Genomic DNA, 25,440 nt, shown 5'->3' on the forward strand with positions numbered 1-25,440 from the left:
CTCAACCCTCCTCGACCTGGCCGGACACGGCCATGCGGACCAGATGGGTCAGGGTCGGGGCCTCCATCTTGGTCATGATGCGGGCGCGGTGCAGTTCGACGGTCTTTGGGCTGATGCCCAGCTCATAGGCGATCACCTTGTTGAAGGCCCCGGCGACGACCAGGTCCATCACCTCGCGTTCGCGGGCCGTCAGCCGGGCCAAACGCTCTTGATAGGCCAGGGCGCCGGGCGTGGCGGACGGCTCGGCTTCGGCCGCGACGGTCGGGCCCGAGCGGAAGGCCAGGGCGATGGCGTCTTCCAGCGCCTGTTCCTGGAACGGCTTTTCGAGGAAGGTCACGGCACCGCGCCGCATCGCCTCGACCGCCAGGGGCACGTCGCCGTGGCCGGTCATGAAGACCACCGGCTGGGTCAGGCCGCGCTCGCGCGCCGCATCCATCAACTCCAGCCCCGACATCTCGGGCATCCGCACGTCGAGCAGGAAACAGGCGGGCTCGGTCGGACGGTCGGCCATGGCGTCCAGAAAGGCCTTGGGTTCCTCCCAGCATTCGACCTCGTAGCCCAGGCTTTCCAGCCACCAGGCGGCGGACTGGCGGAACTCGGCATGGTCGTCGACTAGGCAGATGCGGCCGGCGGATCGAGCCGTTTCGGGCGATGCGGCGGTCATGCGGATACCTCCTCGGGTGCGGCGAGCGGCAGGGCGATGTGAAAGACGCTGCCCCCCTCTGGCGCGGGGCTGAACCACAGCCGGCCCCGGTGCAGTTCGATGATGGAGCGACAGATGCCCAAGCCCACGCCCATCCCCCCGCTGCGGGTGCTGAAGAAGGGTGAGAAGACGCGTCCGGCGGCGTCTTGCGGAATGCCGGGACCGGTGTCGGTCAGGGTCAGTTCGATCTGGCGCGTTTCGGCGATCTCGCGCGCGGCGATGGTCAGGGCCCGACGCGGCAGGTCGGCGCTGCGCATGGCGTCCAGGGCGTTGCGGGCCAGATTGACCAGCACCTGCTGGATCATCACCGGATCGCCCAGCACAGCCGGCAGGTCGGCGGGCGTCTCGGCGCGGGCTGTGACACGGTCGCGCGTGATCTCCCAGTCCAGCAGCTCTAGGGTGTTCCTGGCCAAACGCGCCAAGTCGAGGCGCTGGACCTGGGGCTGGCGCTGATCGACGAAGGTGCGGACCCGCTGGATCACGCCCGAGGCGTAGAGGGCCTGTTCGGTCGCCCGTTCCAAGGCTTCGGTCCCGACCTCCTTCGTCAGGGCGTCGCGATCCATCCGCGCCTTGAGGCCGCGCAGGATGTTGGCGATGGAGCCGATCGGCTGGTTCAGTTCATGGGCGATCATGGTCGCCATCTCGCCCACAGACAGCACGCGTGAGGTCAGCAGCAGCTCCTCGCGGTCGGCCAGATGGCGCTGCTGGGCCTCCTGGCGTTCGGCCGCGTCGGACAGTTCGACAAAGATCCGATCGCCGGATCGGGCCAGGCGGGCGTCATGAACCCGCTTGCCGCCGGGCTGGACGATCAGGGCCGTGGCGGTCCCGGCGCTGCGGGCGGTGGTCAGGGCCTGAGCCAGGCCTGGCAGACGCGCGTCGACGGTTTCCAGCGACGCCCCTTCGGTCAGGTCGGAGAAACAGGCGGCGAAGGCGTCCGAACGCCAGACCAGATCGCGCCCGTCGAAGGCGACAGCGCACAGGCCCAGCGCAGAGACGGCTTCCGCCGTCCAGTCCGACGGCGTTTCAAGGCGAAGCGCGGCGGTCATGGGCGCGCCCCCGCTAGGGATATCCCGAATGGCGCGGCGGATCGTTCAAGCCTAGACAGGCGTCCTAACGTGGGTCCATCCGCGTCGAGGAGAACGTCATGAACACGATCCGCACCGACAACGCCTCGATCTCCGGCGTCTGGTCGCGCGATCTGTCGGGCGTCACGCCCCAGGCGGCCGGCCAGAGCAAGGGCAGCCAAGCCTTCGCCGATTTTTCCGCCTTCGCCGGTGATGACGCGCGTGTCAGCATTTCCGGCCGTCTGGACATGGACGAGGCCGCCGGCGCGGTGGCCAGCTATCTGACGGAAGCCCGAGACAACGGCTTCGGCTGAGGCTATGCCTCGGTCATCGTGACCGACCTTATCATCAAGTCTGAACCCGACTGGGCCGGGGCGGCTCAGGCCCTGGTCGATGGGCTGAACGGCCAGACGACGGTCGATGGCCGCGTCACCGTGTTGCAGCGTATCTGCGACGGCCTGGGCGAGGCGCTCTATCCCGGTTTCGTCAAACTTCTGGCGGCCGCGGCGCGGTTCGGCGATGGGCCGGCGCGGGTGCTGGTCGCCGACGCCCTGGCGCGCGCCCTGGTTACCGATCGGCTGCCGACCGTGCGCCTGCCCGCCTGGGGCGCGGCGGCCTTCTCCGGCTTGCCCGGCATGGGAGGAATGGGGGGCGGCGGTCTGATGACCAATGCGCGTAGCGTCGGGCCGCTTGAGTTCCTGTGCATCTGGCTGACGCGCGACGTGGTCGGACAGCCGCTGGAGGACGAGGCGTTCGAACGGGCGGCGACCCTGGTTCTGACCCTGGTCGCGGCCTCGCCCGAGGCGATGCGCCTCTATGCCAGCAAGCTGGCCGACGACGCCGACAATCCCATCGAGGGGTTGCACAATCGCCAGAGCCGACGCCTGGTGCGGCTGATGGCCGAGGGGATGGTGGCGAACCGCGCGCCCGCCGACACCGTCAAGGCGGTGCTGGACGCCGCCCGCGCGGATCGGGATCAGGGTCGCTGGAATTTCACGCCGCGCTGAGGCCATGGATCACCGCGCCTGATCGACCGGGCGGTGGATGCTGTCGGGATCGACTTGGGCGACGCTGACATCGCCGACGTGGACGCCTTTGGCCTCCAGCCGGCGACGCATCAGTTCCAGGGCGCGCTCCAGCTCCGGCGTCGAGCGCTGGTGAGCGGCGAGTTGCAGCGACAGGCCGCCATCCGCCATCCGCATCACCCCGAACCCGGCCAGGGCGAAGGCCTTGTCGGTGAACTGGACCTGCATCCCCTTGGCCGCGTCGGCCTGAGCGGCCAGCCAGGCCTTTTCCATCATCATGGCCATGGCCTCGGCGTCGCCGGTGAAACCGACGGTCCCGATCTGTCCGGCCTGAAGTCCGGCGAACGCCGTCTGGCCCGTCAGGGCGGTCACGCCTTCGGCCTTGTCCGCACGGTCTTCCCTGGAAAGGCTGTCGTCCTGATTGCGGTCGTCGGCCCGGTCGCGCACGGGTTCGACCTCGTCGTCGCGTTTCAGGAATTTGGGCTGGCGTTCGCCGGCCTCCAGGCCCTGACGACGCGCAGCGGCCTGATCCATGGCGGCCTCGAAGGAGGCGGCGCTCCAGGCCGAAGGGGGCTGAGAGGATCCGCGCGACGGCGTCGGCGTGCGGGGCTGGGTGTTGTTCGTCACGGCGTCGGCCATCAGGCGCGTCCTCCCATCACCAGTTGAAGGCGGGGGCGACCCCGGTCCTCGAATTCGCTGTGTTCACGTTCCTCGCGCTGACCGGCGCGGACGGCGACGGCGCGGCGCAGTTGGCCATCAACCGCGTCCTGGCGGGCGGTGGCGCGCATCAGGGCGCGCAGGGCGTCGTCGCGTTCGGTCATGGCCTGTTGCACGGCGCGGCGATCGTCCTCGCGCGCCTGGTTCTCGGCCGTGCGGCGATCGGCGATCAAGCCACGCCGCGACAGGGCGCCTTCGATAAGCTGAGCATCCCCGCCCGCGCCCGAGGCGAACCATTCGTCCAGATGTTCGATGTCACGGCCCAGGGCGACGATGGCCGCCTCGCGCGCCTGTAAAGCGGCTTCGGCGCGGGCCAGGGCGTCCTGGGCGACAGCCACGACACGGCGCGCGGCCTCGACCCGCTGGGCGCGCAGTCGCAGCAGACGGCGCAGGGCGGTGATCCGGTCGCGGCCGCTCATGACGCCGCCGCCATCAGCTGGTGCAGGGCGTCGTCGGCGCCGACGCCTTCGTGCGCGCCCTGTTGAAGCAGGATCCGCAAGGCCGGCATCCGCTGCACGGCTTCGTCAGCCAGAGGATCGCCGCCCGGCTTGTATTCCCCGATCTGAAGCAGGAACTCGATCTCGGCGTATCTGGCCAACCAGGCGCGGACCTTGCCCGCCGCCGCTTGGTGATCGCGCGAGGTCACGCGCGGGAAGACCCGGCTCAGGCTCGTCAGCGGATCGATGGCCGGATAGTGGTTCGCTTGGGCCAGTTTGCGCGACAGATAGATATGGCCGTCCAGGATCGAGCGGACCTCCTCGCCTATGGGGTCGCCGCCGTCCTCGTCCTCGATCAGCACCGTGTAGAAGGCGGTGATGGACCCGCCCTCGATGGCGCCGGCGCGTTCGAACAGGCGCGGCAGTTCGGCGAAGACCGAGGGCGGAAACCCGCGTCGAACGGCCGGTTCGCCGACCGACAGGCCGATCTCGCGCAGGGCGCGGGCGAAGCGGGTGACGGAATCCATCTGCAGCATCACGCGCCGGCCCTGGGCGCGGAAACCCTCGGCGATGGCGGTGGCGGCATGGGCGGCGCGGACGCGTTCCATAGCCGGGCGATCCGAGGTGGCGACCACCACGACCGAGCGGGCAAGGCCGTCCGGGCCCAGGCTGTCGTCCAGGAACTCACGCACCTCGCGGCCGCGTTCGCCGATCAGGGCGATGACATTGACGTCGGCGGCGCAGTGCCGGGCGAACATGCCCATCAGGGTGGACTTGCCGCCGCCGGCCATGGCGAAGACGCCGACGCGCTGGCCCACGCCTACGCTGAGCAGGGTGTCGACCGCGCGCACGCCGGTCGGGAACAGGTCGCTGATCGGCGGCCGATCCAGCGGATTGGGCGCGTCGGCATAGACGTCGCGCAGGGGCGCAGGGCCGACGATGGGGCCCAGCCCGTCCAGAGGGTTTCCAAAGGCGTCGATCACCCGACCCAGCAGGCCGGGGCCGGACAGGATTTCGGTGCGTTCGTCCCCGGCGATGACCTCGGCGTCCAGACCCAGGCCGTTCAAGCTGGTCAGGGGCGTCAGGATGGCCGAGCCGTCGCTGAGGCCCACCACCTCGGCCTTGACGGAGGGGCCGCCGGACGGGTCGCGGATCTCGACCTGCTGGCCGATGCGGGCGTTCAGGCCCGTGGCGCGGATCGTCGTGCCGAACGCCTGGACCACCCGTCCGCGCCGATCGACAGTGCGGGCGCGGCGCAGCGCATCGTGCAGACGTTGGTCGTTGGCGGCTTCGGGGGTCATGCGGCCTGATCCCGTTCGAACACCCGTTCCAGGGCGGCCAACTGGACCTCAAGCCCGGCGTGGCTGCGCCCGGCGGCGGTCTCGATGATGCAGTCGCCGGGGGCCAGAGTCTCGTCGGCCTCGACCGCGATGGGGGCGCCGATGGGCCACAGGCGCGTGGTCACGGCGCCGACGCTGGCGGGGGCGACATGGACGGTGATGGGGGCATCGGGCAGGACGTCGCGGACGGCACGCTCGGTCAGGGCGGCGAGCGTGGCCTCCGGGCCAAGCTCGACGGCGATGCGGCGCACGACGTCCAGCGCCAACCGGCCGGTGGCGGCGCGCATCTGCTCACGCACGGCTTCCATTTCCTCGTGCAGGCGAGCGACGACTTCGGCGGCTTCGCGGGCGGCGAGGGCGCGGCCCTCCTCGTAGCCGGCGGTGAAACCTTCGGCATGGCCGGCCTGGCCCTGGGCGGTGCGATAATCATCGATGACCGCCAGGCGGGCCTGGGCCAGGGCGACCAGTTCGGCAGCGCGCGCGACCTGGGCGGCGTCCTCACGCGGGATCACCGACTGGTCCGTCAGCAGCGCCGCGCCGGGGGCGGAGGCGATCAACAGATAGGTCATGCGGTCGCCTCCGTGATGCGAAGCGCGTGATAGCGGGCGGCGGCGGCCTGTTCGGCGTCCAGCCGCAAGAGGGGGGCGGCCAGGTCGCGGCCCATCCGCTCGGCCGTCGGTTCGTTCAGCCCCGCAAGCAAGGCCGCAGCGCCCAGGCCCTGGAGAACCTCGGGATCGAGCGAGGCCAGGGGCGGACTTTCCGGGCGGTCCGTCGGCGCCAGGAGCAGCACCTGGTCCAGAGCGTCTTCGCCGATCGCGAGAGCCACGGCCCCCAGAACGCGACCATCGATGGTCGAGGCCAGACGCCCCGACATCAGGACGGCGCCGGCGACGACGGCCAGACGGCGGCGCTCGTCGTCCGCCCAGCCGGACCAGACTGGCGCCGCGATCACGGCCTGATAGTCGAGCGGCGTCGATGCCGCGCGCAATTGGCGGGCCAGCAAGCGTGCGCGGGGCGAGCGCGCCTGATCCCGTGCGCCGTCCAGCGTTCGGGCGCGACGCCACAGGGCGTCGCGATGGGTGCGGACATCCACCAGGGTCAAGCGACCTCGCCTTTCGGCTTGGACCGCCCGTCCTTGCGCTTGGGCCTGCGATACAGGCCATAGACCCCAAGACCCGCGGCTCCCAAAATCAGAGCGCCCATGGGCAGGCTGAGCTGGGTGTAGGTCGGCTTGGCCGGCTCTGCGAGAACATCCCCCGCTGGGAAGGCGACGACCGTGACCTTGTCGTACGGCAGGCCTTCGATGGAGTTGACCACCAAGGCCTTGATCGAACCCGTCTGGGACGAGATGTCGTAGTCCGGCCGGTGCTTGATGAAGACTGAAGCGGACGACGGGGGTTTGTCCTCAGCGAGAGGATCGCTTTCCGGCACGGCGATGTGGACACGGGCCTGGACGACGCCGTCGATGGAGGAGATGGTCTGACCCAACTCCTGTTGCAGCGCGAACATCATTCGCATCCGCTGCTCCATCGGCGAGGAGACGAAGCCCTCCTTTTCGAAGACCTCGCCCATGCTGGCGAAGTTCTCGCGGGGATAGCCCCGGTCGTGAAGGACCGCGACGGCGCGCGAGAAGTCGCCGCTATCGGCCTTCAGAACCCAGACCTCGCCGTCCTTGCTCTTGGCCGCGTCGATGCCTTGGGACTTGAGCACGGCCGCCATCTCGTTGGCGTCGCGTTCGGTCAGGCCGCCATAGAGCTCCTCCTGACCGCAGGCGGCGAGGAGGAGCGTGACGGCGGCGACGGCGGCGAGCGATCGGATACGCATCACCGCCCCCTACGACTGTTGCCGGAACAGCTGTTGCAGGCCGTCCGATGTGCGGTTGGCCATGTTGGAGGTCAGTTGGCAGTTGAACATGAACTCGTGGCAGCGAACGGTCATCATGACCATTTCGCCCGGGGTCATGCCCGCGCCGCTGTTTTCGGCCTTCTGGGCCATGGCCGAGAGGTCGGAAGCCTGGCCGTTCACCTGTTCCAGAGCGCCCATCATGGTCTTCATGACGCCCGTTGGTTCGGTCGGCCCGGTCGGGGCCGGAGCCGCCGACGGACTGACGTGGAGCAGGTTCTGGAACTGCACCGCCTGACCGAGGGTGGCGTTATAGCCAACGTCGATCTGCTGGGGCTGGAGCTGCATCTGGGGCTGCAGCATTTCCGGTGGCATTGCGGCCATGGCCGCTGAGGCGTCGAAGGACATGCGTCCCTCCTGTCAAAAAGGGGACTAGTTCTTGCGGGCCATGGTCTCCAGCGCCTTGCCGACGGAGTCGGTCGAGGTGGAGGAGGAGTTGGCCATGAAATTCATGCGCATCGACTCGGCGGTCAGCATCGCCATCGTCGAGGGCTTGTCCTCGCCGCCCGGACCGATCTGTTCCGACAGTTCGGTGATGCGGCCGGCCTGGGCGTCCAGAGTTTGGCCCCAGGCGTGAGCCATGGCTTCGAACCAGGACCCGGGTCGGGCCTTGTCCTTGTCGCTGTTGAGACCGGGCGTGACCGCCAGCATGCTCAGACCGTTCAGACCTTGGGATGACATAGACGTTTCTCCTTTGGGTTGGACTTGGGGTTGGTGGGCGTTCAGAAATTCAACTCGGATCGGCTGCCGTTTCGCTCGACCAGGACCTTGGTCTCCTCGATCGAGACGATGCGGTGGCCCGTGGGCAGGACCGCGCCGGGGAAATAACGCGCGCCGTCGGCGGTGGTTACATGGCCGCGCGGGCCGCCGATGACGGAGACGACGCGCTTGCCGCCGCCTTCCTGCATGTCTTCGAAACGGCCGCCCTCGTCGGCGCCCGGCAGCATGTTGATGTCGATGCGACGCACGCCCTTGACCTCAGTCATGGCGAGGCGTTGCAGACGGCCGGCTTCTTCCTGGCTGCTGCCGACGACGTCCAGGCGCACCAGGCCGACCCCTGCGGATCGGGCAGAGGCCTCGACGCCGTTGGCCAGGTAGAAGTCCTCGACCTGACGGGCCATGCCTTCCTGGCTCTGGACCTGAAGCCGGGGCTGCCAGTCGTGGGCGGCCATGAGACGTTGCAGCCGGGCGCGGTCGGCGTCGGAGGCCACCATGCCCTCGATGCGGAGGTCGCCTTCGCTGGTTTTCGTCACCGCCAGATCGGTGAAGCCCTCGTCCTGAAGGACGCCCTGAACCTTGGCCGGTTTCGGCTGCATCTTGGGCCAGGACGGCACGCCGGAGCTGATGGCGAACAGGGCGGACACGGTGATCACCGCGATCAGCAAAACCGGCACGAACTTCACCGAGCGCGACACCAGGGCGTTGGTGTTGTTCAGCAGATATTGCCAAGACTGGCCGGGTTGAGGCTCGTCGTCATCCTCATCATCGATGATGGGGCGGCCGGCGGTCAGGATGCGCTCGGCCTCGCTCCAGCGCGGGCTGTCGGGGTCGCCGATCGCCACGGCGTTGTCGCCGATCATCAGCGGCAGATACAGCGGCAGCAGGGCCTGGGCCGGGGCGGTCAACTCGTGCCCCAGAAGGACGACCTTGCCCTCCAGCAGTTCAAGATCGGCGGCGTCCGTACGGGCCTTAAGCTTCAGCCGGACGCCCTGTGCGCTGGGATCACGCAACACGATGTCGGCGTCCAGATCATGGCCGACCGTGACCGCCTGACCCCGTTCCAGCGGCGCCGACGCGCCACGCACGCGTCCGGCCAGCACCTTGAGGACCAGGGTTTCGATCTCGGCTATCGATGCGGTGGCGGCGTCGGTCATGTGGGGGCTTCAGCGTCCTGACGGCTGATAGGGAACGGCGCCCGCAGGCAGCGGGGGCAGGGGGGCGGAGGGCAGGGGATCGTTTGGCGGCGACGCCTGCTGATTGAAGCCCATGCGCGGTCCGCCCTGCGGCAGGGCCGGCGCCGCCGGCAGGGGCTGGGCCTCGGGCGAACCGGGCGTGGCGCCGAAGTCGAGGCGCGGTCCCGCCACGTCGCCGCCGATCGGGGCCAGGCGCGGGGTGATCAGGAACAGGCGCTCGACCCGGCCCGTAGAGCGGGACGAGCGGCGGAAGAGCAGGCCCAGGCCAGGAATGTCGCCCAGGATCGGCACCTTGCCGACCGAGTTGACATCCTGCTGAACCACCATGCCGCCCAAGAGCAGGCTCTGGCCCTCCACGATCATGGCCTGGGTGTTCAGTGCCGCGCGCTCGACCACGGGAATGTCGTCGACGCTGGCGTCGGTGACCGAACCGTCCTCGATCTCGACCTGCATGCGGATGCGGGTCTGGTTCTGGTCGCGCAGGACGTGGGGCGTAACCTTCAGGGTCGTGCCGGCAGTGACGTTGAACAGATCGACGTCACGCTCGCCTTCCAAGCCGACGTAGAAGCTGCGGGTGTTCTCGAACAGGGCCTGGACGTTGGACAGGGTCACGACCTGGGGCCGCGAGACGATCCGTGCGACGCCTTCGTCCTCCATGGCGGTGATGCGCGAGACGAAATAGTCGCCGTTGCCGATGATGGAGGAGATGGCCAAACCGTTATTGCGGGGCGTGATGTCCTGGCCACGACGAAGGCGCAGGTCGTTGGCCGTTCCGTCGCCGAACAGGACGCCGCCGCGGCCGTCGTCGAACCGCCAGGTGATGCCCAGTTCGCGGGCACGCGTGGTGTCGATGTCGATGATCGTCGCTTCGATCTCAAGCAGCTGGGGTTCCTTGTCCAGCGCGGCGATCAGGGCCTCGTAGGCGCCCATCCGATCGGCTGTGTCGCGCACGATCACGGCGTTCAGACGGGTGTCAGCCTGGATCCGGGCATGTTGCACGGGCGCGCCGCCCGCCAGTTGTTCGTCCGCGACGGCGGCGCCGAGCGTGTCCGGCGTGGCCGAGAATTCGTCGGGATAGTAGCCGGTCGACTGGACGCCGCCCTGCGACGCCAGGCCCTGGCCGCGCAGACCCTGGACGCGTGGCGCGTTGCGGGTCTCGATACGGCGGGCGACGGCGCCGTTGGGGTCGTTGCTGACCATGGCGCGCAGGATGGAGGCGACGCCGGGGATGACCGTCTCGCTCTGGGCGGTCTTGAAGGTGACGTCGTCGGCCCAGGCGTAGCGCAGGGTGAAGACGCGATACTCATATGTCGGCTGGGCCGCTTCGGCCCGCGCGCCAGGCCCGGCGCTGGCGATCTCGCTGATCTGTTGGATGAACCGACGGGTGCCGTTAGCGACCAGCATCTGGCCCGCGCCCTGAAGCGTGTTGCGGCCGTCGGTCAGGCCCATCTCCTGGGCGGTGGCGCGGACGCGACGCAGCGCCTGAGGCGAGATGGGCATCGACTGGGTGGTCAGTTCCGACGTCTGGTAGATGTAGACGGCCGCGCCATCGTAATAGCCGACCAGGTCGAAGGCCTCCGCCACCTGGGCGTAAACGTCCGACGCCGAGCCGCTGAAGGCGCCGTTCACGGTTCCACGCAGGTTGGGGCTGATCACGACGGGTACGCCGATCTGGCCGAAGAAGCTTTGCAGGAACTGGCCCACCGGCTGTTCGCGCGGCGCGATCTGGATCGTCTGCGAACCGATCGGCGGGTCACCCGCCGCTGCGGGAACGGCGAAGGCCAACAGGCCGGCGGCCGCCAGCATCGCGATCGACGAGGGCGTGAAAGGCGTTCTGCGCTTCGAAGGCTGAGACGTCATGCAGGGTCCTTGGTTCAGGCCGCGGCGGCCGAGGGAGGGGAAACTTGCGAGGAAGCGGTCGGGGCGGTCGTCGTTACGTCCAAACGAGGCAGGGCCACGCGGCCGACGATATCGAGCTTCAGGCTGGGCAGCAGCTCATGGAACGAGAGGGCGGGTGTCTCGAACAGGTCCGGCTCCACCAGTTTGCGAATGTGCCGTCGCAGGTCGATGGCGGTCAGGACGGCGTCAGCATCGGCCGCTCGGACCGCGTCCCGAATGGCGTCGATGGTCGCGCGCGCCATGTCGGGATCCAGGGCCAGTTGCTGGCCGGCCCCGCCGACGCGGATGGATTCTCGCAGATGCTGTTCCAGCGCGGGTTCCAGCACCACGGCTTTCAGGACGCCTTCCGGCGCATAGCGGTGGCTGATCTGACGGCGCAGGGCGACGCGGGCGAACTCGGTCAGGGCCAGCGGATCCTTCTCGCGCTGACCGGCGTCGGCCAAGGCTTCCAGGATGTCGCGCAAATTGCGCAGCGGCACCTCTTCTTCGGCTAGGCGGCGCATGATCTCGGCGATCCGGGCCAGCGGCAGGGCGCGCGCCACCTCTTTGACCACTTCGGGATAGGATTCGCCGGCGCGGGTCAGCAGGGCGGACGCCTCCTGGATGCCGATGAACATGCCGGCGTTGCGGCGCAGCAGGGCGCGCACGCCCAGCACCGTCTCACCGACCGGATCCTCGGCGGCGACCAGATCGCCCGATCCCAGCGGCGCCTCGAAGGCCATCAACCGCCAGCGATCCGGCGCATCAGCCGCGCCATAGCGCACGGTGACGCGAGGCAGGGCGACGCCTAGAGAGTTCTCGAACTCTTCCAACAAGGCTTCGAGGGCGGCGGTGATCCGGTCGGATTCGAAGGTGCGGATGGCGCGGCCCTGGACCTCCAGCAGCAGCGGGGTCATGGCGGTGCTTTCCATGGCGCGGGTCTGCGCCTGTTCGATCGGCCCCTCGGCGTCGTTGGCGGCGCGGCCGGTCATGGCCTTGACCCGGCGGCTGGCGCGCTTGCGCCAGTTCGGCTCGATCATCACCGCGCCCAGCATGGCCGCCGCGCCCAGCAGCAGGAAGACGATGGTCGGGAAGCCGGGCACCAGGGCCAGGAGCCAGCACATGCCGCCGGCGACCAGGAAGACCTTGGGTTGGGCCGATAACTGGCGGTGCATCGAGGCGCCCAGGTGCAGGTCACCGCTGTCGCCGTCGCCGCTGCGGGTCACGATCAGACCCGCCGCCATCGCCGCCAGCAGGGCCGGGATCTGCATGACCATGCCGTCGCCGATGGTCAGGATCGAATATTTGTGGACCGCCGCGCCGAAATCGAGCCCGCCCTGCAGCATGCCGACCGCCAGCCCGCCCAGCAGGTTGATGACGACGATGATGATGCTGGCGATGGCGTCGCCCTTCACGAACTTCATCGCGCCGTCCAGATTGCCGTTCAGCTTGCTTTCCATTTCCAGCAGCTTGCGGCGACGTTTGGCTTCGTCCTTGTCGATCAGGCCCGAGCGCAGGTCGGAATCGATCGACAACTGCTTGCCGGGCATGGCGTCCAGGCTGAAGCGTGCGGCGACCTCGGCCACCCGTTCCGCACCTTTGGCGATGACAATGAACTGGACGACGGTGATGATCAGGAAGACCACCAGTCCGACGACCAGATTGCCGCCAGCGACCATGTTGCCGAAGGTGTTGATGATCGCCCCGGCGTGGCCTTCCAGCAAGATCATCCGCGTCGTCGCGATCGACAGGGCCAGGCGGAACAGGGTCGTGATCAGCAGCAGGCTGGGGAAGACCGAAATCTCGACGATCGAGGCGATGTAGATCGAGACCAGCAGCAGAACGACGCCGGCGCTGATGTTGATGGCCACGAGCGTGTCGATGGCCAGCGACGGCAGGGGCATGATCATCATAGCGATGATCGCCGCCACGCCCGCCACCAGGAACAGGTCTGAGAACTGGCCCAGCCCGCGGCCCGAGGTGCGCGGATTGAAGAAATTCAGCGGGTTGGCGAAACGCATGGAACGCGCCTTCTTGGCTGCCGGCGGATCAGGCCGGTGAGGGGATCGGGCCTATCGGGTGGAGGCGCGGCGCGCCTGGAGAAGCTGGTCGTAGCGGGCCAGCACATTGCGGACGTAGGCCTGGGTCTCGCGGTAAGGCGGGACCCGACGGCCGTATTTCTGAACCGCGCCCTCGCCGGCGTTGTAGGCCGCCAGCACGAGCGTCAGATTGTTGCCGAACAGCCCCTGAAGTGTCTTCAGATAGGCCGAGGCGGCGTGAACATTGGTCTCCGGCTCATAAAGGCCGGCGGGGTCGGCGACGCCGAAACGGGCGCCGGTCGCGGGCATGACCTGCATCAGGCCGCGTGCGCCGACGGGCGAGGTGGCGCGCGCGTTCGACGCGGATTCCACGCTCATGATCGCCTGCAACAGATCGGGATCGATGTCGTGACGCCGGGCGGCCGCGACGATGACGTCCCGATACTGGCTGGTCTGATATTGCGCGGGCGCTGTCCGCGTCCGACCGGAGCGGGAACGTGCAACGGGAGCTTGTGGAGAAAACGCCAGACCGGCGGAACCGATCGCATCTACGGGCGTCTGGTTCTCATAGGTCAGCAACTGCTGCGAGGCCGAGGGCGTGCTTGCGCACACCGGCCAGTTTCCCAGCGCTAGGGCGAACCGACTGACAGAATCGGCCGAAGCGACCAGATTCGACCTGCTGCTGTTACAGTCCTGCGCCTCCGCATCCTGATAAGGATGCGCAACTAGAAGCATCGATATGCCAATGGTCAAGCATAGCTTTTTCATAGCTCGTTTGACCTCCGCTTCTCGAAACAACGGTGTTGCGTTACGTTGATATGGGTGACCATGAATGTTGTCAACGAAGTGGCAAAGATTGATTTTTTGCAACTCGGTTAACATCGTCATGTCTAATTGTGCGTATTAATCAGTGTCCTGATCGGCTTTTAAGCGTTGCCGTAAGCGGGTTGCTCTGGCGCCCTTCAGTGACGAAATTTCGCGTCGTTTCCGTCGCATCCGGGAGATTCGATCCTCATGGCCGAGAAGAACGACGGCGGGGACAAGACAGAACGTCCGACACCCAAACGCCTGCAGGATGCACGCAGGAAGGGTGACGTCGCCAAGAGCAAGGACGTCGGTTCGACCGCCGTCCTTTTCGCCTGGCTGTTGGTCGGCCTGCTGTTGTCCGGCACGGTGTTCGATCATTTCGCCGGCCTGTTCGACGAGGTGTTCCGCGTCATGGACCAGCCTTTCGGCGACGCCTACGAGCAGATCGCCTGGTCGGCGGCGCGGCGGCTGGTGCTGATCATGGCGGTCCTGATGCTGCCGGTCGCCCTGTTCGCCTCGGTCGTGGAGTTCCTGCAGGTCGGGCCGGTCCTGACGTTCGAGAAGATGACGCCCAAGATGGACCACATGAACCCCGGCGAGGGGCTCAAGCGGATGTTCAACACCGACAATCTGTTCGAAGTCGGCAAGTCGCTGATCAAGACCGTGCTGCTGCTGGGGCTGACGGCCCTGCTGTTGTTCGGCCAGATCGACCGCATCCTGCGCCTGCCGGGCGCCCAGCCGGGCGAGGTTCTGGGCGCCTTCGGATCGACGGCTTTCCACTTGCTGGGCTGGACCCTGGTGGTGTTCGTCTTCATCTCGATCCTGGATTCCTCGTACCAGCGCTTCAGCTTCATGAAGAAGATGCGGATGAGCCATCGCGACATCCGTCAGGAGGCGAAGGACATGGAAGGGGATCCGACTGTGAAGGCCCGCCGTCGCGAACTGGCGCAGGAATGGGCGCAGTCGAACGCCGTCGGCTCGGTGCGGGGCGCGGCCGCCCTGGTGGTCAACCCGACCCATATCGCCGTGGCCCTGGCCTATGATCCGACCGAGCATGTGGTGCCGGTGGTGGCGGGCAAGGGAGACGGCATGATCGCCGGCGCTATGCGCGACATGGCCGAGCGCGAGGGCGTACCCATCATCCGCAACGTGCCCCTGGCGCGGGCGCTGCACGAACAGGTGCCGGTCGAAGCCGTGGTGCCCGAGGACATGTTCGCCGCCGTCGCCGAAATCATCCTGATGGCGCGACGCCTGCGCGACGACGCGGCGCGGGGCGAGCGGTTGCAGCCGGTCGAGATGGCCGGCGACTCTGACGAGCAGCCCGCCGTCGCGCACGAAACCGCACCGGATCGGTCCGGCAATTCCGGTCCGCTCTTTCCCGCCATGCCCGAGGACGGCATGGTGACGCCCCGTTCACCGTCGCCGGAGACCCGATGAACCCGCTTGGAATGCTGATGGACCTGTTCACGGTCCTGGTCGCCATGGCCCTGGTGCTGGGGCTGGCCTTCTTCTCGATCCGCTTCCTCAAGAAGGTCCAGACCGGAACCCCGAGCGGGGACGAAATCCGCTTCGTTCGCGCCCTGCCGCTGGGACCACGCGAGCGCGCGACGGTGGTGATCTGGCGCGACGAGGTGCTGCTGCTGGGCGTCACGGCGGGCGGCGTCACCGTGCTGGATCGCCGAACGCGTACGCCCGAGGAAATCGCCGAGGACGCCGCCCGCGTCGAGGCCGCCCAGGCCCAGACGGCCGCCATGCCTAAGCGTCTGAAGGCGCTGCTAGGGAAATCCCTAGCTGGGGAACGGCCTGACTACCGGCGATAGGGGAGGGGTGGTTTTGTGACGACGTCGGGTTTCCGGGCGATGCGCCTGCCCGGCGGACCGGAAACCCAAACTCGGAGATTTCAGATGTCATTCCTCGGTATCGGCGGCGGCGGCAACCTCTTCAGCACCCTGGTCAGCACGGTGGCTCAGACGGCTCTGGCCACCGTGACAGGAGGCGCCTCGGCCCTCATCCAGGCGGCCCTGACCCAGGCCATTTCCTCAATCGGCCAGCAAGTCATCCAGATGGTCGGTCAGCAACTGGGCCTGCCGCAGTCGGTCATCGACCTGGCCCAAAGCGCCTTCGCTGCCAGCTCGGGCAACACGGGCGGCGCCTTCCAGAGCATCGGTGAATCGGCCGCAGGCCTGGCGGCGGCCACCGGCGGCGGCGCCTTTGAAGCGGGCGAGATCGATCGTCAGATGAACGACATCGTTCAGGATCTGGTCGACAAGACCCTGGAGAAGGCCCGCACCGGCGGCCGCGACGAGGACGGCAACACCGTCGGCGGCGGCGCCAACGGCAAGAGCTTCATGCTGCGTCTGGCGCTGGCCCTGGGCAGCGTCCTGGACGCCAAGATGGAGCGCATGGCCGAGATCGGCGAGAAGATCGACGCCGAAAGTCAGAAGAAGAAGCCCCAGATGGGCAGCCTGTCCGCAGAAATGACGGCGGTGGGCAAGGAACTGGACTTCGTCTCCCAGGCCCTGAACAACGCCCTCAAGTCGATTGGCGAATCCGCTTCTACCCTGGCGAGAAAGCAAGGCTAGGCCTGACGGACAGACGACATCGGACGGCGGGCGAAACCTTCGCCCGCCGTCTTAGTTTTAGTGAAAACCGGTTGAATGGAGCGAGGACCATGAGCATCAGAACGGACATTCTCGGCGCAGTCGCGGCAGTCGCGCTTCTGGGGGCCGGACCGACCGTGGCTCAGGACTATGCGTTCCAGGGGTTCGCGACATCCGACGCCATGAACCAGATGCACGCGGCCATGCGGGACAGCATGATGTCCTCAGGCGATGGCTCGGCTTCGTCTGCCAGAGGGGCCGCACCTCGCGCTCTTGCGGCTCCGTCGGGGGGCGTGGTCCGCACGACCTATCGCGCCTCGCCTGCCGTCTCCACGCGGGTCAGGTCTCAGTTCGCGGAATTCGTCGGCAGAAATTCGGGTCGCGAGGCGGAGCAGCGCGTGCGATCCGTGCTCACGAACGGAGATCCCATCGGCAGTTGGTCCGGCATCGTCCGGTCCGATGGCCTGCGAGCCGGCGATGTGGCGGACGCCATGGCCGCCTATTGGGTGATGAACTGGGTCATCGCCAATCAGGGCGATAACAACCGCACCCAGACCCTGGCGGTTCGGGATCAGGTTCGTCGTTCGATCGCAGGCGGACCGGTCGCGAGGCTCGACGACGCCGGTCGTCAGGAGATGGCCGAGGTGCTGATGTTGAACTTCCTCGTGCAGCATGCGGCCTATGTGGACGCCATGCAGCGCGGCGATGACGCCATGGCGCGTCGTTTGGGCGATGCGGCCGTCACTCGGTTCAGAAACGAAATGGGCGTCGATCTTCGTCAATTGCGACTGACCAATGCCGGCCTGACGCCAGCCTGAAAGGGTCAGGGCGAAAGCCCGGCGGCCAATCCTTCAAAGATCACGGAGGACAGTGTGGCAGGCGTCCCCCTCTACCACTATGCGGTGGTTGCTCTGGGCCTCGTCGCCATTCTGACCTTCCTGTTTTTCCGGGCGCTTACCTCTAGGAAACGTGACTGAAAATGGAGTCCTTTCAGGGCAATCGCATTGGGTCGCAACTGGCCCAAGCGGACAGCCGTGAAGGAGCGTTGTCAGCTTAAGTCGGCGGGCTACAGATTGGTTAGGCCACTCAATCTCAAGCGGTAGCTACTGCCTAAGCCTCACCAGCCCCCCGCGAAAGCGACGGAGGTTCATACGGCGGATGAGATGTCGTTGGGCGTAAAAGGTATTGTAGATCGCTGCGTGGGTGGTGAGAAAGCGCTGGTCTGACACCTGGGATTTGAATAGCTGCTGTTGCTGTCGCTCTCGTCGGCGAATCGGAAGGTGAGAGTTTCTGCTGGATTGTTTTCTCGCAGTCGGTCAAGCGAATGTAGGTGCCGCAGGCCAAGTTCGCCCAGCGCCGCCTGGTAGGACCCGAGGCTATCAGTCACGATCTTCTCTGGCTCGGCAGGCTGGTTTCGCAGCAGACGCCGGAGCAAGCTTGAAGGCCGCATTGGCATCCCGCCCTCGCTGAACGACGACGTCTAGCACTTCGCCGTCATCATCCACCGCGCGCAGAAAAACATGCGCTTCCCACCTTATCGAGTAAACGACCTTGTCGAGATGCCAACGGGAAGAAGGGGAGAAGCGAAGCTTCTTCGGCCGCCGTGCAATCTGAGGTCCGAACTTGATCGTCCAGCAGCGGATCGTCTCGTAGCTCACATCGATTCCGCGCGCGGCCATTAACTCTTCAACGTAGCGAAGGCTGAGGTTGAAGCGAAAGTAGAAGCACACGGCTTGACGGATCACCGCCGCTGGAAAGCGATGGCCCTTAAATAAAGTGGCTTCACGAAATGCGATCTCCGATCAGGCCGTTAGGCGGCTCTGAAGTGGAGACAAATTAGCGTTAGACTGACAGCACCACCGCTCAGGGGACCTGGGCGGCCGGTCCTCCGATAGGGAAGGATCATCTGGACGCGATGAATGTCGTCTCGTCCCAGCTTTCGTTTTGTAGGCAAAGTGAAAACCGGATATGCATGACCCGTAGCGATCGGCGCCGCGCGGTGGCGTAGGGAGACATAGTTGCATGGCGGATGGTTCTCGCGTGATGTCGCGCGACACCTCGGAGCGTCGTCGTGAAATCACGACCATGGTTCGAACACGCGGCAGCGTTCAGGTTGCGGCCCTGTCCGAGATGTTTCACGTGTCCATGCAGACCATCCGCAAGGATCTGCAATACCTGGAGGAACGCGGAGTCGCGACGCGCGCCTATGGCGGGGCGATCAGCACCGAGGTGGTCAACGCCCCGGTCGAGCCGGCCATCGAGACCAAGCGGGTCAGCCACACCGAGGCTAAGGAGCGCGTCGGCAGGATGGCGGCAGGCATGGTCAAGCCGGGCGATTCCATCATGCTGGACTCAGGCACGACGACACTTCAGGTTGCGCGCTTCCTGCCCGACGACGAAGATCTGACCGTCGTCACCAACGACTTCGATATTCTGAGCGTGCTTGCGCAGAAGCGAAAGATAAAGATCGTCATGCTTGGGGGGGAACTGCGGCGGCGCAACATGGCCTTTTATGGGGCGCAGACCGTGGCCGCGCTAGACGACCTGTTGCTGGACAAGCTGTTCCTCGGGGTCGATGGGCTCGATACCGAACGGGGCATCACCACCCACCACGAACCCGAGGCCCAACTGAACCGTCGGATGGTCGAGACGGCCCGCGAAGTCATTGCGGTCACCGACGCGTCCAAGTTCGGCAAGATATGCCTTCACCGCATCATCGGCTTGAACGACCTGAACGCCCTGGTCACGGACACGGGCGCGCCGGCCTATATCGATGAAGCGGCCGAGCGGCTGGGGTTTCAGCTTCACAAAGCCTGAAGGGGGGGGCGACGCCGCCTGAAAGGGCGACGCGGCCCGACCCCGTCAGCGGCGCAGGGCCGCGTCGCCCCAGGTGACCACGAGCGGCAGGTCGCTGGTCATGTCTTGCGATCGCGCAACCATCTCCACGATGCGAACGCCGCTTATGTCGGCGGCGAGGGTGCTGGGCGCCGCCCCAAGGCGCATGGGCGCGCTCTCGGCCAGCAGCCTGCCATCGCCATAGACGGCGAAGCGTACCGGATCGCGCGTGTTGCGGGTGGAATCGTCCACACCGACGCTGGCCTGGAAGCGTGTGTAGCCCGCGTTTCGCACTTCCAGGCGTGAGTTAGTCAGCACGCCGAGCCCCGTATCGAAGGCCTGGCCCGCGACCTTCAGGCCCTGGTCGTAGGGTGTGGCGTCGGCCTGGGCGCCGCCCCAGCCGGAATAGGTCGGGCGCTCGCCCGAACCACGCGTCTCACCCCACACATTGCGCATCCGGTGCACGACGGGGTCCGGTTCCGGCGCGATCACGCCATCGACCGCCACATTCACGTCGCCCGGAACTTCGGACAGATAGACGCCGTCGGCCAGCTGCCGGACGCCTGCCGCCTCGAACACCAGGGTCTGGCGCGGCGCCAGCATGAATTCGGCCTCTCCGGTGAAGGTCGAGGCGGACTTGTCCCAAAGGTTCTGAAGCTGGACCGGCGCATCGCCTGCGAACTTCAGATGGGCGGCCGTCAGGGTCACCTCGGTCTCGGCGAAGCCGCGGTTGAAGAGGGCCACGGCCTTCTTTCCATTCGACAGCGTCTTGACGATGATCTGCACGTCGTCCGACGCATAGGCGATGACCCCCTGATGGCCGGCCGGATCCTGGTTCAGCCGCACGATGTCGGCATTGCCCCAGATGTCCATCAGGCTTTGCGGCGCCTGGCGCAGGTCATAGCTGATCAGCAGCGGGGCATTGATCATGGCCCACAGGGCGAAGTGGGACCGGGCCTCGGTCAGATGGTTCTGGTCGAAGTCTCCGTGCCCGACGAAGAGGATGTCAGGATCGTTCCAGGCGCCGGGCTTGGCGTAGAGGGCGCGGGTCGAGGCGCTGTCGAAGTTATGCAGCATCCGCGTCCAGGTCGGGGTGATGTCGCCGCTGGTCCGCCACATGTGGCCGACGTTCTTGCCCCAGGATCGGACGTCGGCCGAACCCCAGTTGCAGATCGCCAGAATATAGTCGCCGTCCGGATTGTGTTTGTGCAGCGACTGGGCGACTTCGCCGTAGAGGGCCTGAACGGCAGGCACGTCGGTGCGGTTGATCGAGACCTGATCGATCAGAGGCGGCACGGGGGTGTAGGCGTGCTCGCGCACCAGCGGGTTGTCTGGCCCATAGACATTGATGCCGCACGCATCGACCTTGATGTAGTCGAAGCCCCATTCAGCGAAGTAGAGCCCGATGTCCTGATCGACATGGCCATGGAGACCGACTTCGCGTTCCGCGGTCGTGCCTTCCGGCAGGTTCGGTGAATGCAGGTCATACGCCTGAGAGCAGGCGTTGCGGCCGATGTCGGTGTAGATGCCGGCCTTCAGGCCCATGGCGTGCAGAGTGTCGGTGAAGGGCCGGAAGCTGGAATCCTGGCCCTCGATCCGCGCGGACGGGAAAATCGCCGTGCGAATCTCCAGACGTCCGTCCGACTGCCGTCGCTTGAGCCACCAGCCGTCGTCGATATTGACGTAGTTATAGCCAAGGTCGGACAGGCCGCTGTCGACCATGGCCTTGGCTGCGCCCAGGACCTTGGCTTCGTCCACCTCGGTGCGAAAGGCGTTCCACGAGTTCCATCCCATGGGCGGCGTTCGCGCCTGCGACCGCTCGGGGATCGACCATGCGCCACGGGCCGCCAAGGGATCGGTTTGAGCGATCGCCGGCCAAGCCAGGCCGAGAAGGCCGCAGACGGCGACGGACGACAGGAGGGTGCGGACGGTCATGGGATCTCCGATCAGCGGCTGGGACGCGAGAAGAACTCGCGCCGTGCATTGGCGTAATAGATTTTGTCGATCACCGACCGGGGCAGGGCCAACCCCTTCGCATCGGCGTCGATGTCATCGACGCGCTGGGTGTCTGCGGTGGCCAGATAGGTCCAGTCCGACGACCACACCTGATGGGCCGACTGCCTGAAGACCTGCGCGTCCTCTCCGGGATTCAGGGTCAGATCGGTGCCGTAGAGAATGCGGTCCTGATACTTGACGAAGAAGTCCCGAACCTTGCGGTGGTCGCGGACGGACTGGTGTTGAATCTGGGCCATGCGGGCGGCCAGTTCGATGACGGCGTTCGGATGGGCGTCGAGGAATTTCGCCGCCTCGTCGACGTTCCATTCCAGGCTGGCCATGTGTGCGCCGACGACGTGAAGGTTCGGATTGCGCGCGACCATCGCATCGCGTCGGGCCATCAGATCCTGATAGCTCGGCATCTCCGGGTGGAGATACATGTGGTACTCGGGATGGGCCGAGAAGTAGAGCCGGTCGTTCCGGGTCGTCATCTGGTCGAGCGGCAGCCAGCAGTTATAGGGTTCGCCCTGATGCGCGATGAGTGGAACGCCCGTGTCGGCTAGGCGGCTGAAGACGGGATCGAAGCCCGCGTCGTCGATGAAGATCAGGGTTCCCTCGGCGTCACGTTCGACCATGCCGATGTTCTTCCACACCTTCACGGCTAGCGCGCCGCGGCGGACTTCGGCATCGATCAGCGCATTGGTGCGGTCCGCCCATCCAGGCTGGCCGAACCCCTGCATCGAGAAGGTCGTGGCGTAATGGAAACGCTCGGGGTTCGCCTCGGCATAGTGGTGCGCCACCTCCGCCTGGTCGCTGATGGAGGGGAAGGCCGGATAGTCGACATTGATCGACAGGATTTCGAAATTGTCGGCCGTCGCCTGGTCGAGGAAGGCGTCGTCGGCGACATTGACGTGCACATGGGCGTCGATCTTGCGCACACCAGCGAAATCCGCTGCGGCGTAGGTTTCGCCCTCAGCAAGGGTGGTGCAGGCGGACAGCGCCGCGCAGGCGAGGAGCGGAGCGGTCACAGCGAGCGCCCAGCGCGTGTTGAACCTCATGATGGTCTCCATCCAACCGAAATCAGCAGACAATGAAACATGTTCAGATGTTTCGTTGTGCATCTTTTTGTTTGCCTTTGGAAAGGGGGCTATGCAAGGCTATTTCCAGGATGATCGTCAAAAGAGGGTGCGACGATGATGACGAAACCTCTTCTTCACCGCCGTGGTCTGCTCGCCCTGCTGGGGGGGACGGTCCTGGCGACAGGTGCGACGGGCGCGGGGCGCGCCTGGGCGGGGCCGGCGGTGGCGCGCGTCGGGGACGACGTTCTGACGGTCGAGTTCGATTCGGCCCTGAACAGTCGGCTGATCTCCGGGCTTGCCGGACAGCCGGTCGCACTGACCGATTTCGCCGCTTCAGAGACGGTGACGCTGCAAGACGACCGGATCATCGACAGCTTCGCCTTCGTCGATCGGAGCCAGGCCGCGATCAGCGACGCTCATGGCCAGGGCGTGCGCCACGTGTTGCGCGGTGTTTCCGCCGAGGGGCTGGAAAAGACCGTCAGTCTGAGCTTCTACGACCGCTATCCCGGTTTTCCGCTGGTGAAGGTCGCCTGGCGCCACACGCGCGGCGAACCGCTGGCGATCAAGAGCTGCCGCGTGGGGGCGCATACGCTGAAGTCGTCCGGCGCGGGCTTCTGGTCCTGGTCCGGCTCGACGCACGCCGATCGCCGCGACTGGGTCCAGCCGGTGAAGGATGGCTTCGAGCAGGCCAACTTCATGGGCATGAACGCCTCCGACTACGGGTCGGGCACGCCGGTGGCCGACGTCTGGCGGCCGGACGCTGGCATCGCCGTCGGCCATATCGAGCTGACGCCGAAGCTGATCTCGCTGCCGATCATCGCTTCGGCGGTGGGTGCGTCCGTGGCTCTGGAAGAGGCGCGGGCCGTGACGTTGAGCCCCGGGGACGCCATGAGCTCGCTCGACGCCTTCGTCACCGTTCACCGGCGCGACTATTACGCGACGCTCGACGCCTATCGTCGGGTGATGGCGGACCGCGGCCTGGCGGCGCCCAAGGCGCCGGAAGGATCGTATGAGGCGATCTGGTGCGCCTGGGGCTACGATCGGAACTTCACCGTCGCCGAAATCGAAGGCACCTACGCCAAGGTCAAGGATCTGGGCTTCAAATGGGCCGTGCTGGACGATGGCTGGCAGACCAACGAGGGCGACTGGGCGCTGGACCCTCGCAAGTTCCGCACTGAGGCGGACATGATCGCCTTTGCGCGCAACATCCGCGCGGCCGGTCTGAAGCCCCGGCTGTGGCTCGCGCCCCTGGCGGTCGATCCGGGGTCGGACCTGCTGCACGACCACACCGACATGCTGCTGCTCGACGAGAACGGCGCGGTGCAGGACGTGACCTGGTGGAACGCCTTCTACCTGTGCCCCGCCTACCAGCCGACGCGGGACTACACCCAGGCGCTGATCCGCAAGATCATCGGCGAGTGGGGCTATGAAGGGCTGAAGCTGGACGGTCAGCACATGAACGGGGTCGCCCCCTGTCACAACCCGGCCCACAACCATGCGCGCCCGGAGGAGTCGGTCGAAAAGCTCCAGGACTTCTGGAAGATGGTCTACGACACGGCGCGCGAAGCCAATCCTGAAGCCGTCGTCGAGTTCTGCCCCTGCGGCACGTCTTACGCCTTCCACAATCTGCCCTACACCAACCAGGTCCCATCGTCGGATCCGTTGTCGTCCTGGCAGGTGCGCCTGAAGGGCAAGTCGCTCAAGGCGCTGATGGGCCGCGACGCCGCCTATGCCGGAGACCATGTCGAACTGAGCGACGGCGGCGACGACTTCGCGTCGTCCGTCGGCATCGGGGCGGTCATCTCGACCAAGTTCACCTGGCCGAACGAGGGCCGGGGCAAGGACGCGAACTTCCGACTGACCGCCGAACGCGAGGCGGTGTGGCGCAAGTGGGCGGATATCTACAACGCCAAGATGCTGCCCAAGGGGAAGTACTTGGGCGAGCTGTACGACATCGGCTTCGACAAGCCGGAAGCCCACGCCGTCGAGAAGGATGGCCGGCTGTACTATGCCTTCTACGCGCCGGAATGGGACGGACAGGTCGAGCTGCGCGGCCTGGGTGAGGGCGCCTATCGCCTGACCGATTATTTCAACGGTGCGGACCTGGGTACGGTGACGGCGGAGGCCGCGCGTATTCCCGCCCGATTCCAGCGGTTCCTGCTGATCGAGGCCGTTCCCATGCAAGGCGCACGCGCGTGACCGACACTCCTGCGACCTCTCCCATCACGCCCGCCGTCACTTCGCGTCGCTGGCTGCTGTTCGCCTTTCTGACGGTCGGTCTGTGGGGGGTATGGGGCGCGTTTGCGGGCATCTCCGCCCAGCGCGGCTTCCCCGAAACGCTGGTCTATTGCGTCTGGGCAGTCACCATGATCTTGCCGGCGGTGGTCGTCATGCAGCGCGAGAAGTGGAAGCTGGATCGCGATCCCAAGTCGATCCTCTTCGGTCTGCTGATCGGCCTGACCGGCGCTGGTGGGCAGATGATCCTGTTCTATGCGGTGACGACGGGTCCGGCCTATCTGATCTTCCCGATCATCTCCCTGTCGCCGCTGATCACCATCCTGCTGTCGTTACTGCTGCTGAAGGAGCGCACCTCGCGGCTGGGGGCGCTGGGTGTGGCCCTGGCGCTGGTCGCCCTGCCCCTGCTCGACTTCTCGCCGCAGGGCTTCTCGTTCACGCAAGGGTCGACGTGGTTTCCGCTGGCCTTGATCATCATGGCCTGCTGGGGCGTGCAGGCCTACTTCATGAAGCTGGCCAACAACCACATGAGCGCCGAGAGCATCTTCTTCTACATGATGCTCAGCGGTTTGCTGCTGACCCCGGCGGCTTTGGCGATGACGGACTTCTCAAAGCCCATCAACTGGGGCTGGGACGGGCCGTGGCTGGCGGCGGTGATCCAGATGCTGAACGCCGTGGGCGCCCTGTTCCTCGTTTACGCCTTCCGGCACGGCAAGGCGATCGTGGTCTCTCCGCTCACCAACGCCGGCGGACCGCTGGTCACCGCCGTGATTTCGCTGCTGATCGTCGGCGTGATGCCGGGCGAATTGAAGATGGTCGGTCTGGCGTTGGCCTTCATCGCGGCGGCGCTTCTGGCGACCGCCGCCTAGTT

General features: G+C 66.5%; 25 protein-coding genes and 1 pseudogene. 9 read left to right on the top strand and 17 right to left on the bottom strand.

Annotated elements, in window-relative coordinates; genetic code table 11:
- Position 1: 1 nt before the first annotated feature.
- Both ACK4MH_RS02860 and ACK4MH_RS02865 read right to left on the bottom strand, forming a co-directional pair.
- Entirely contained in the window at positions 2–664 is a 663-nt protein-coding gene (locus ACK4MH_RS02860; RefSeq protein WP_409714474.1) for a response regulator transcription factor, read from the bottom strand.
- Positions 661–1,749, bottom strand: a complete 1,089-nt coding sequence (locus ACK4MH_RS02865) for a sensor histidine kinase (protein WP_409714477.1) — start codon at positions 1,747–1,749, stop codon at positions 661–663. Before ACK4MH_RS02865 ends, ACK4MH_RS02860 begins: the two co-directional genes overlap by 4 nt.
- A gap of 98 nt (positions 1,750–1,847) precedes the next feature.
- Between ACK4MH_RS02865 and ACK4MH_RS02870 the strand changes: the two genes are divergently transcribed.
- Positions 1,848–2,081, top strand: a complete 234-nt coding sequence (locus ACK4MH_RS02870) for a hypothetical protein (protein WP_409714480.1) — start codon at positions 1,848–1,850, stop codon at positions 2,079–2,081.
- 18 nt (positions 2,082–2,099) lie between these two features.
- The gene (locus tag ACK4MH_RS02875; RefSeq protein WP_409714483.1) at positions 2,100–2,774 is read left to right on the top strand and encodes a hypothetical protein; all 675 of its coding nucleotides are present in this window, start codon (positions 2,100–2,102) and stop codon (positions 2,772–2,774) included.
- Between the two features lie 9 nt (positions 2,775–2,783).
- On the opposite strand, the gene ACK4MH_RS02880 is transcribed toward ACK4MH_RS02875, so the two are convergent.
- Genes ACK4MH_RS02880 through ACK4MH_RS02935 form a run of 12 tightly spaced genes read right to left on the bottom strand, consistent with a single transcriptional unit; the run spans position 2,784 to position 13,630 of the window.
- Entirely contained in the window at positions 2,784–3,431 is a 648-nt protein-coding gene (locus tag ACK4MH_RS02880) for a hypothetical protein (RefSeq protein ID WP_409714486.1), read from the bottom strand.
- Complete coding sequence (locus ACK4MH_RS02885; protein ID WP_409714489.1) at positions 3,431–3,928, bottom strand: hypothetical protein; 498 nt, start codon at positions 3,926–3,928, stop codon at positions 3,431–3,433. Before ACK4MH_RS02885 ends, ACK4MH_RS02880 begins: the two co-directional genes overlap by 1 nt.
- Entirely contained in the window at positions 3,925–5,247 is a 1,323-nt protein-coding gene (locus tag ACK4MH_RS02890; RefSeq protein ID WP_409714492.1) for a FliI/YscN family ATPase, read from the bottom strand. Before ACK4MH_RS02890 ends, ACK4MH_RS02885 begins: the two co-directional genes overlap by 4 nt.
- Complete coding sequence (locus tag ACK4MH_RS02895) at positions 5,244–5,855, bottom strand: FliH/SctL family protein (protein WP_409714495.1); 612 nt, start codon at positions 5,853–5,855, stop codon at positions 5,244–5,246. The genes ACK4MH_RS02890 and ACK4MH_RS02895 overlap by 4 nt, the downstream gene beginning before the upstream one ends.
- Positions 5,852–6,388: a hypothetical protein gene (locus ACK4MH_RS02900; RefSeq protein ID WP_409714498.1), complete on the bottom strand. Its 537-nt coding sequence runs from the start codon at positions 6,386–6,388 to the stop codon at positions 5,852–5,854. The genes ACK4MH_RS02895 and ACK4MH_RS02900 overlap by 4 nt, the downstream gene beginning before the upstream one ends.
- The gene (gene sctJ, locus ACK4MH_RS02905; RefSeq protein WP_409714501.1) at positions 6,385–7,110 is read right to left on the bottom strand and encodes a type III secretion system inner membrane ring lipoprotein SctJ; all 726 of its coding nucleotides are present in this window, start codon (positions 7,108–7,110) and stop codon (positions 6,385–6,387) included. The genes ACK4MH_RS02900 and sctJ overlap by 4 nt, the downstream gene beginning before the upstream one ends.
- A gap of 9 nt (positions 7,111–7,119) precedes the next feature.
- Positions 7,120–7,536: a hypothetical protein gene (locus ACK4MH_RS02910; RefSeq protein ID WP_409714504.1), complete on the bottom strand. Its 417-nt coding sequence runs from the start codon at positions 7,534–7,536 to the stop codon at positions 7,120–7,122.
- Between the two features lie 24 nt (positions 7,537–7,560).
- Positions 7,561–7,869, bottom strand: a complete 309-nt coding sequence (locus ACK4MH_RS02915; protein ID WP_409714507.1) for a hypothetical protein — start codon at positions 7,867–7,869, stop codon at positions 7,561–7,563.
- A gap of 41 nt (positions 7,870–7,910) precedes the next feature.
- A complete protein-coding gene (locus ACK4MH_RS02920) occupies positions 7,911–9,062 on the bottom strand; it encodes a hypothetical protein (protein WP_409714510.1) in 1,152 nt (383 codons plus the stop codon).
- A 9-nt stretch (positions 9,063–9,071) separates the two neighbouring features.
- Positions 9,072–10,961 (bottom strand): type III secretion system outer membrane ring subunit SctC, encoded by a 1,890-nt coding sequence (gene sctC / locus ACK4MH_RS02925; RefSeq protein ID WP_409714513.1) that lies wholly within the window; start codon positions 10,959–10,961, stop codon positions 9,072–9,074.
- A 14-nt stretch (positions 10,962–10,975) separates the two neighbouring features.
- Positions 10,976–13,000: an FHIPEP family type III secretion protein gene (locus ACK4MH_RS02930; RefSeq protein WP_409714516.1), complete on the bottom strand. Its 2,025-nt coding sequence runs from the start codon at positions 12,998–13,000 to the stop codon at positions 10,976–10,978.
- Between the two features lie 51 nt (positions 13,001–13,051).
- Positions 13,052–13,630: a lytic transglycosylase domain-containing protein gene (locus tag ACK4MH_RS02935; protein ID WP_409714519.1), complete on the bottom strand. Its 579-nt coding sequence runs from the start codon at positions 13,628–13,630 to the stop codon at positions 13,052–13,054.
- Positions 13,631–14,032: 402 nt separating this feature from the next.
- Here ACK4MH_RS02935 and ACK4MH_RS02940 point away from each other — a divergent pair, with 402 nt between their 5' ends.
- The 4 genes from ACK4MH_RS02940 to ACK4MH_RS02955 all read left to right on the top strand — a co-directional run bounded on the left by ACK4MH_RS02940 (position 14,033) and on the right by ACK4MH_RS02955 (position 17,243).
- The gene (locus tag ACK4MH_RS02940) at positions 14,033–15,262 is read left to right on the top strand and encodes a flagellar biosynthesis protein FlhB (protein ID WP_409714522.1); all 1,230 of its coding nucleotides are present in this window, start codon (positions 14,033–14,035) and stop codon (positions 15,260–15,262) included.
- The gene (locus ACK4MH_RS02945) at positions 15,259–15,645 is read left to right on the top strand and encodes a FliO/MopB family protein (RefSeq protein WP_409714524.1); all 387 of its coding nucleotides are present in this window, start codon (positions 15,259–15,261) and stop codon (positions 15,643–15,645) included. The genes ACK4MH_RS02940 and ACK4MH_RS02945 overlap by 4 nt, the downstream gene beginning before the upstream one ends.
- An 84-nt stretch (positions 15,646–15,729) precedes the next feature.
- On the top strand, positions 15,730–16,407 hold the full coding sequence (locus ACK4MH_RS02950; protein WP_409714527.1) for a hypothetical protein: 678 nt from the start codon (positions 15,730–15,732) through the stop codon (positions 16,405–16,407).
- An 89-nt stretch (positions 16,408–16,496) separates the two neighbouring features.
- Positions 16,497–17,243 (top strand): DUF6683 family protein, encoded by a 747-nt coding sequence (locus ACK4MH_RS02955; RefSeq protein ID WP_409714530.1) that lies wholly within the window; start codon positions 16,497–16,499, stop codon positions 17,241–17,243.
- A 285-nt stretch (positions 17,244–17,528) separates the two neighbouring features.
- On the opposite strand, the pseudogene ACK4MH_RS02960 reads toward ACK4MH_RS02955, so the two are convergent.
- A pseudogene (locus ACK4MH_RS02960) lies at positions 17,529–18,221 on the bottom strand (IS6 family transposase).
- Between the two features lie 226 nt (positions 18,222–18,447).
- On the opposite strand from ACK4MH_RS02960, the gene agaR reads away from it, so the two are divergent.
- Positions 18,448–19,242 carry a transcriptional repressor AgaR gene (gene agaR / locus ACK4MH_RS02965; protein ID WP_409714533.1) on the top strand — a complete coding sequence of 265 codons (795 nt, stop codon included), beginning with the start codon at positions 18,448–18,450 and terminating at the stop codon, positions 19,240–19,242.
- Positions 19,243–19,287: 45 nt separating this feature from the next.
- Here agaR and ACK4MH_RS02970 read toward each other — a convergent pair whose 3' ends face one another.
- Both ACK4MH_RS02970 and ACK4MH_RS02975 read right to left on the bottom strand, forming a co-directional pair.
- Positions 19,288–21,195 (bottom strand): NPCBM/NEW2 domain-containing protein, encoded by a 1,908-nt coding sequence (locus ACK4MH_RS02970; protein WP_409714536.1) that lies wholly within the window; start codon positions 21,193–21,195, stop codon positions 19,288–19,290.
- A gap of 11 nt (positions 21,196–21,206) precedes the next feature.
- Positions 21,207–22,313 (bottom strand): amidohydrolase family protein, encoded by a 1,107-nt coding sequence (locus tag ACK4MH_RS02975; RefSeq protein ID WP_409714539.1) that lies wholly within the window; start codon positions 22,311–22,313, stop codon positions 21,207–21,209.
- A gap of 135 nt (positions 22,314–22,448) precedes the next feature.
- Between ACK4MH_RS02975 and ACK4MH_RS02980 the strand changes: the two genes are divergently transcribed.
- Together ACK4MH_RS02980 and ACK4MH_RS02985 are read left to right on the top strand one after the other, a co-directional pair.
- A complete protein-coding gene (locus tag ACK4MH_RS02980) occupies positions 22,449–24,533 on the top strand; it encodes a glycoside hydrolase family 36 protein (RefSeq protein ID WP_409714542.1) in 2,085 nt (694 codons plus the stop codon).
- Entirely contained in the window at positions 24,530–25,438 is a 909-nt protein-coding gene (locus ACK4MH_RS02985; protein WP_409714545.1) for an EamA family transporter, read from the top strand. Before ACK4MH_RS02980 ends, ACK4MH_RS02985 begins: the two co-directional genes overlap by 4 nt.
- Positions 25,439–25,440: the final 2 nt, after the last annotated feature.

The organism is Brevundimonas sp. (assembly GCF_046295075.1).
Classification (GTDB): Bacteria; Pseudomonadota; Alphaproteobacteria; order Caulobacterales; family Caulobacteraceae; genus Brevundimonas.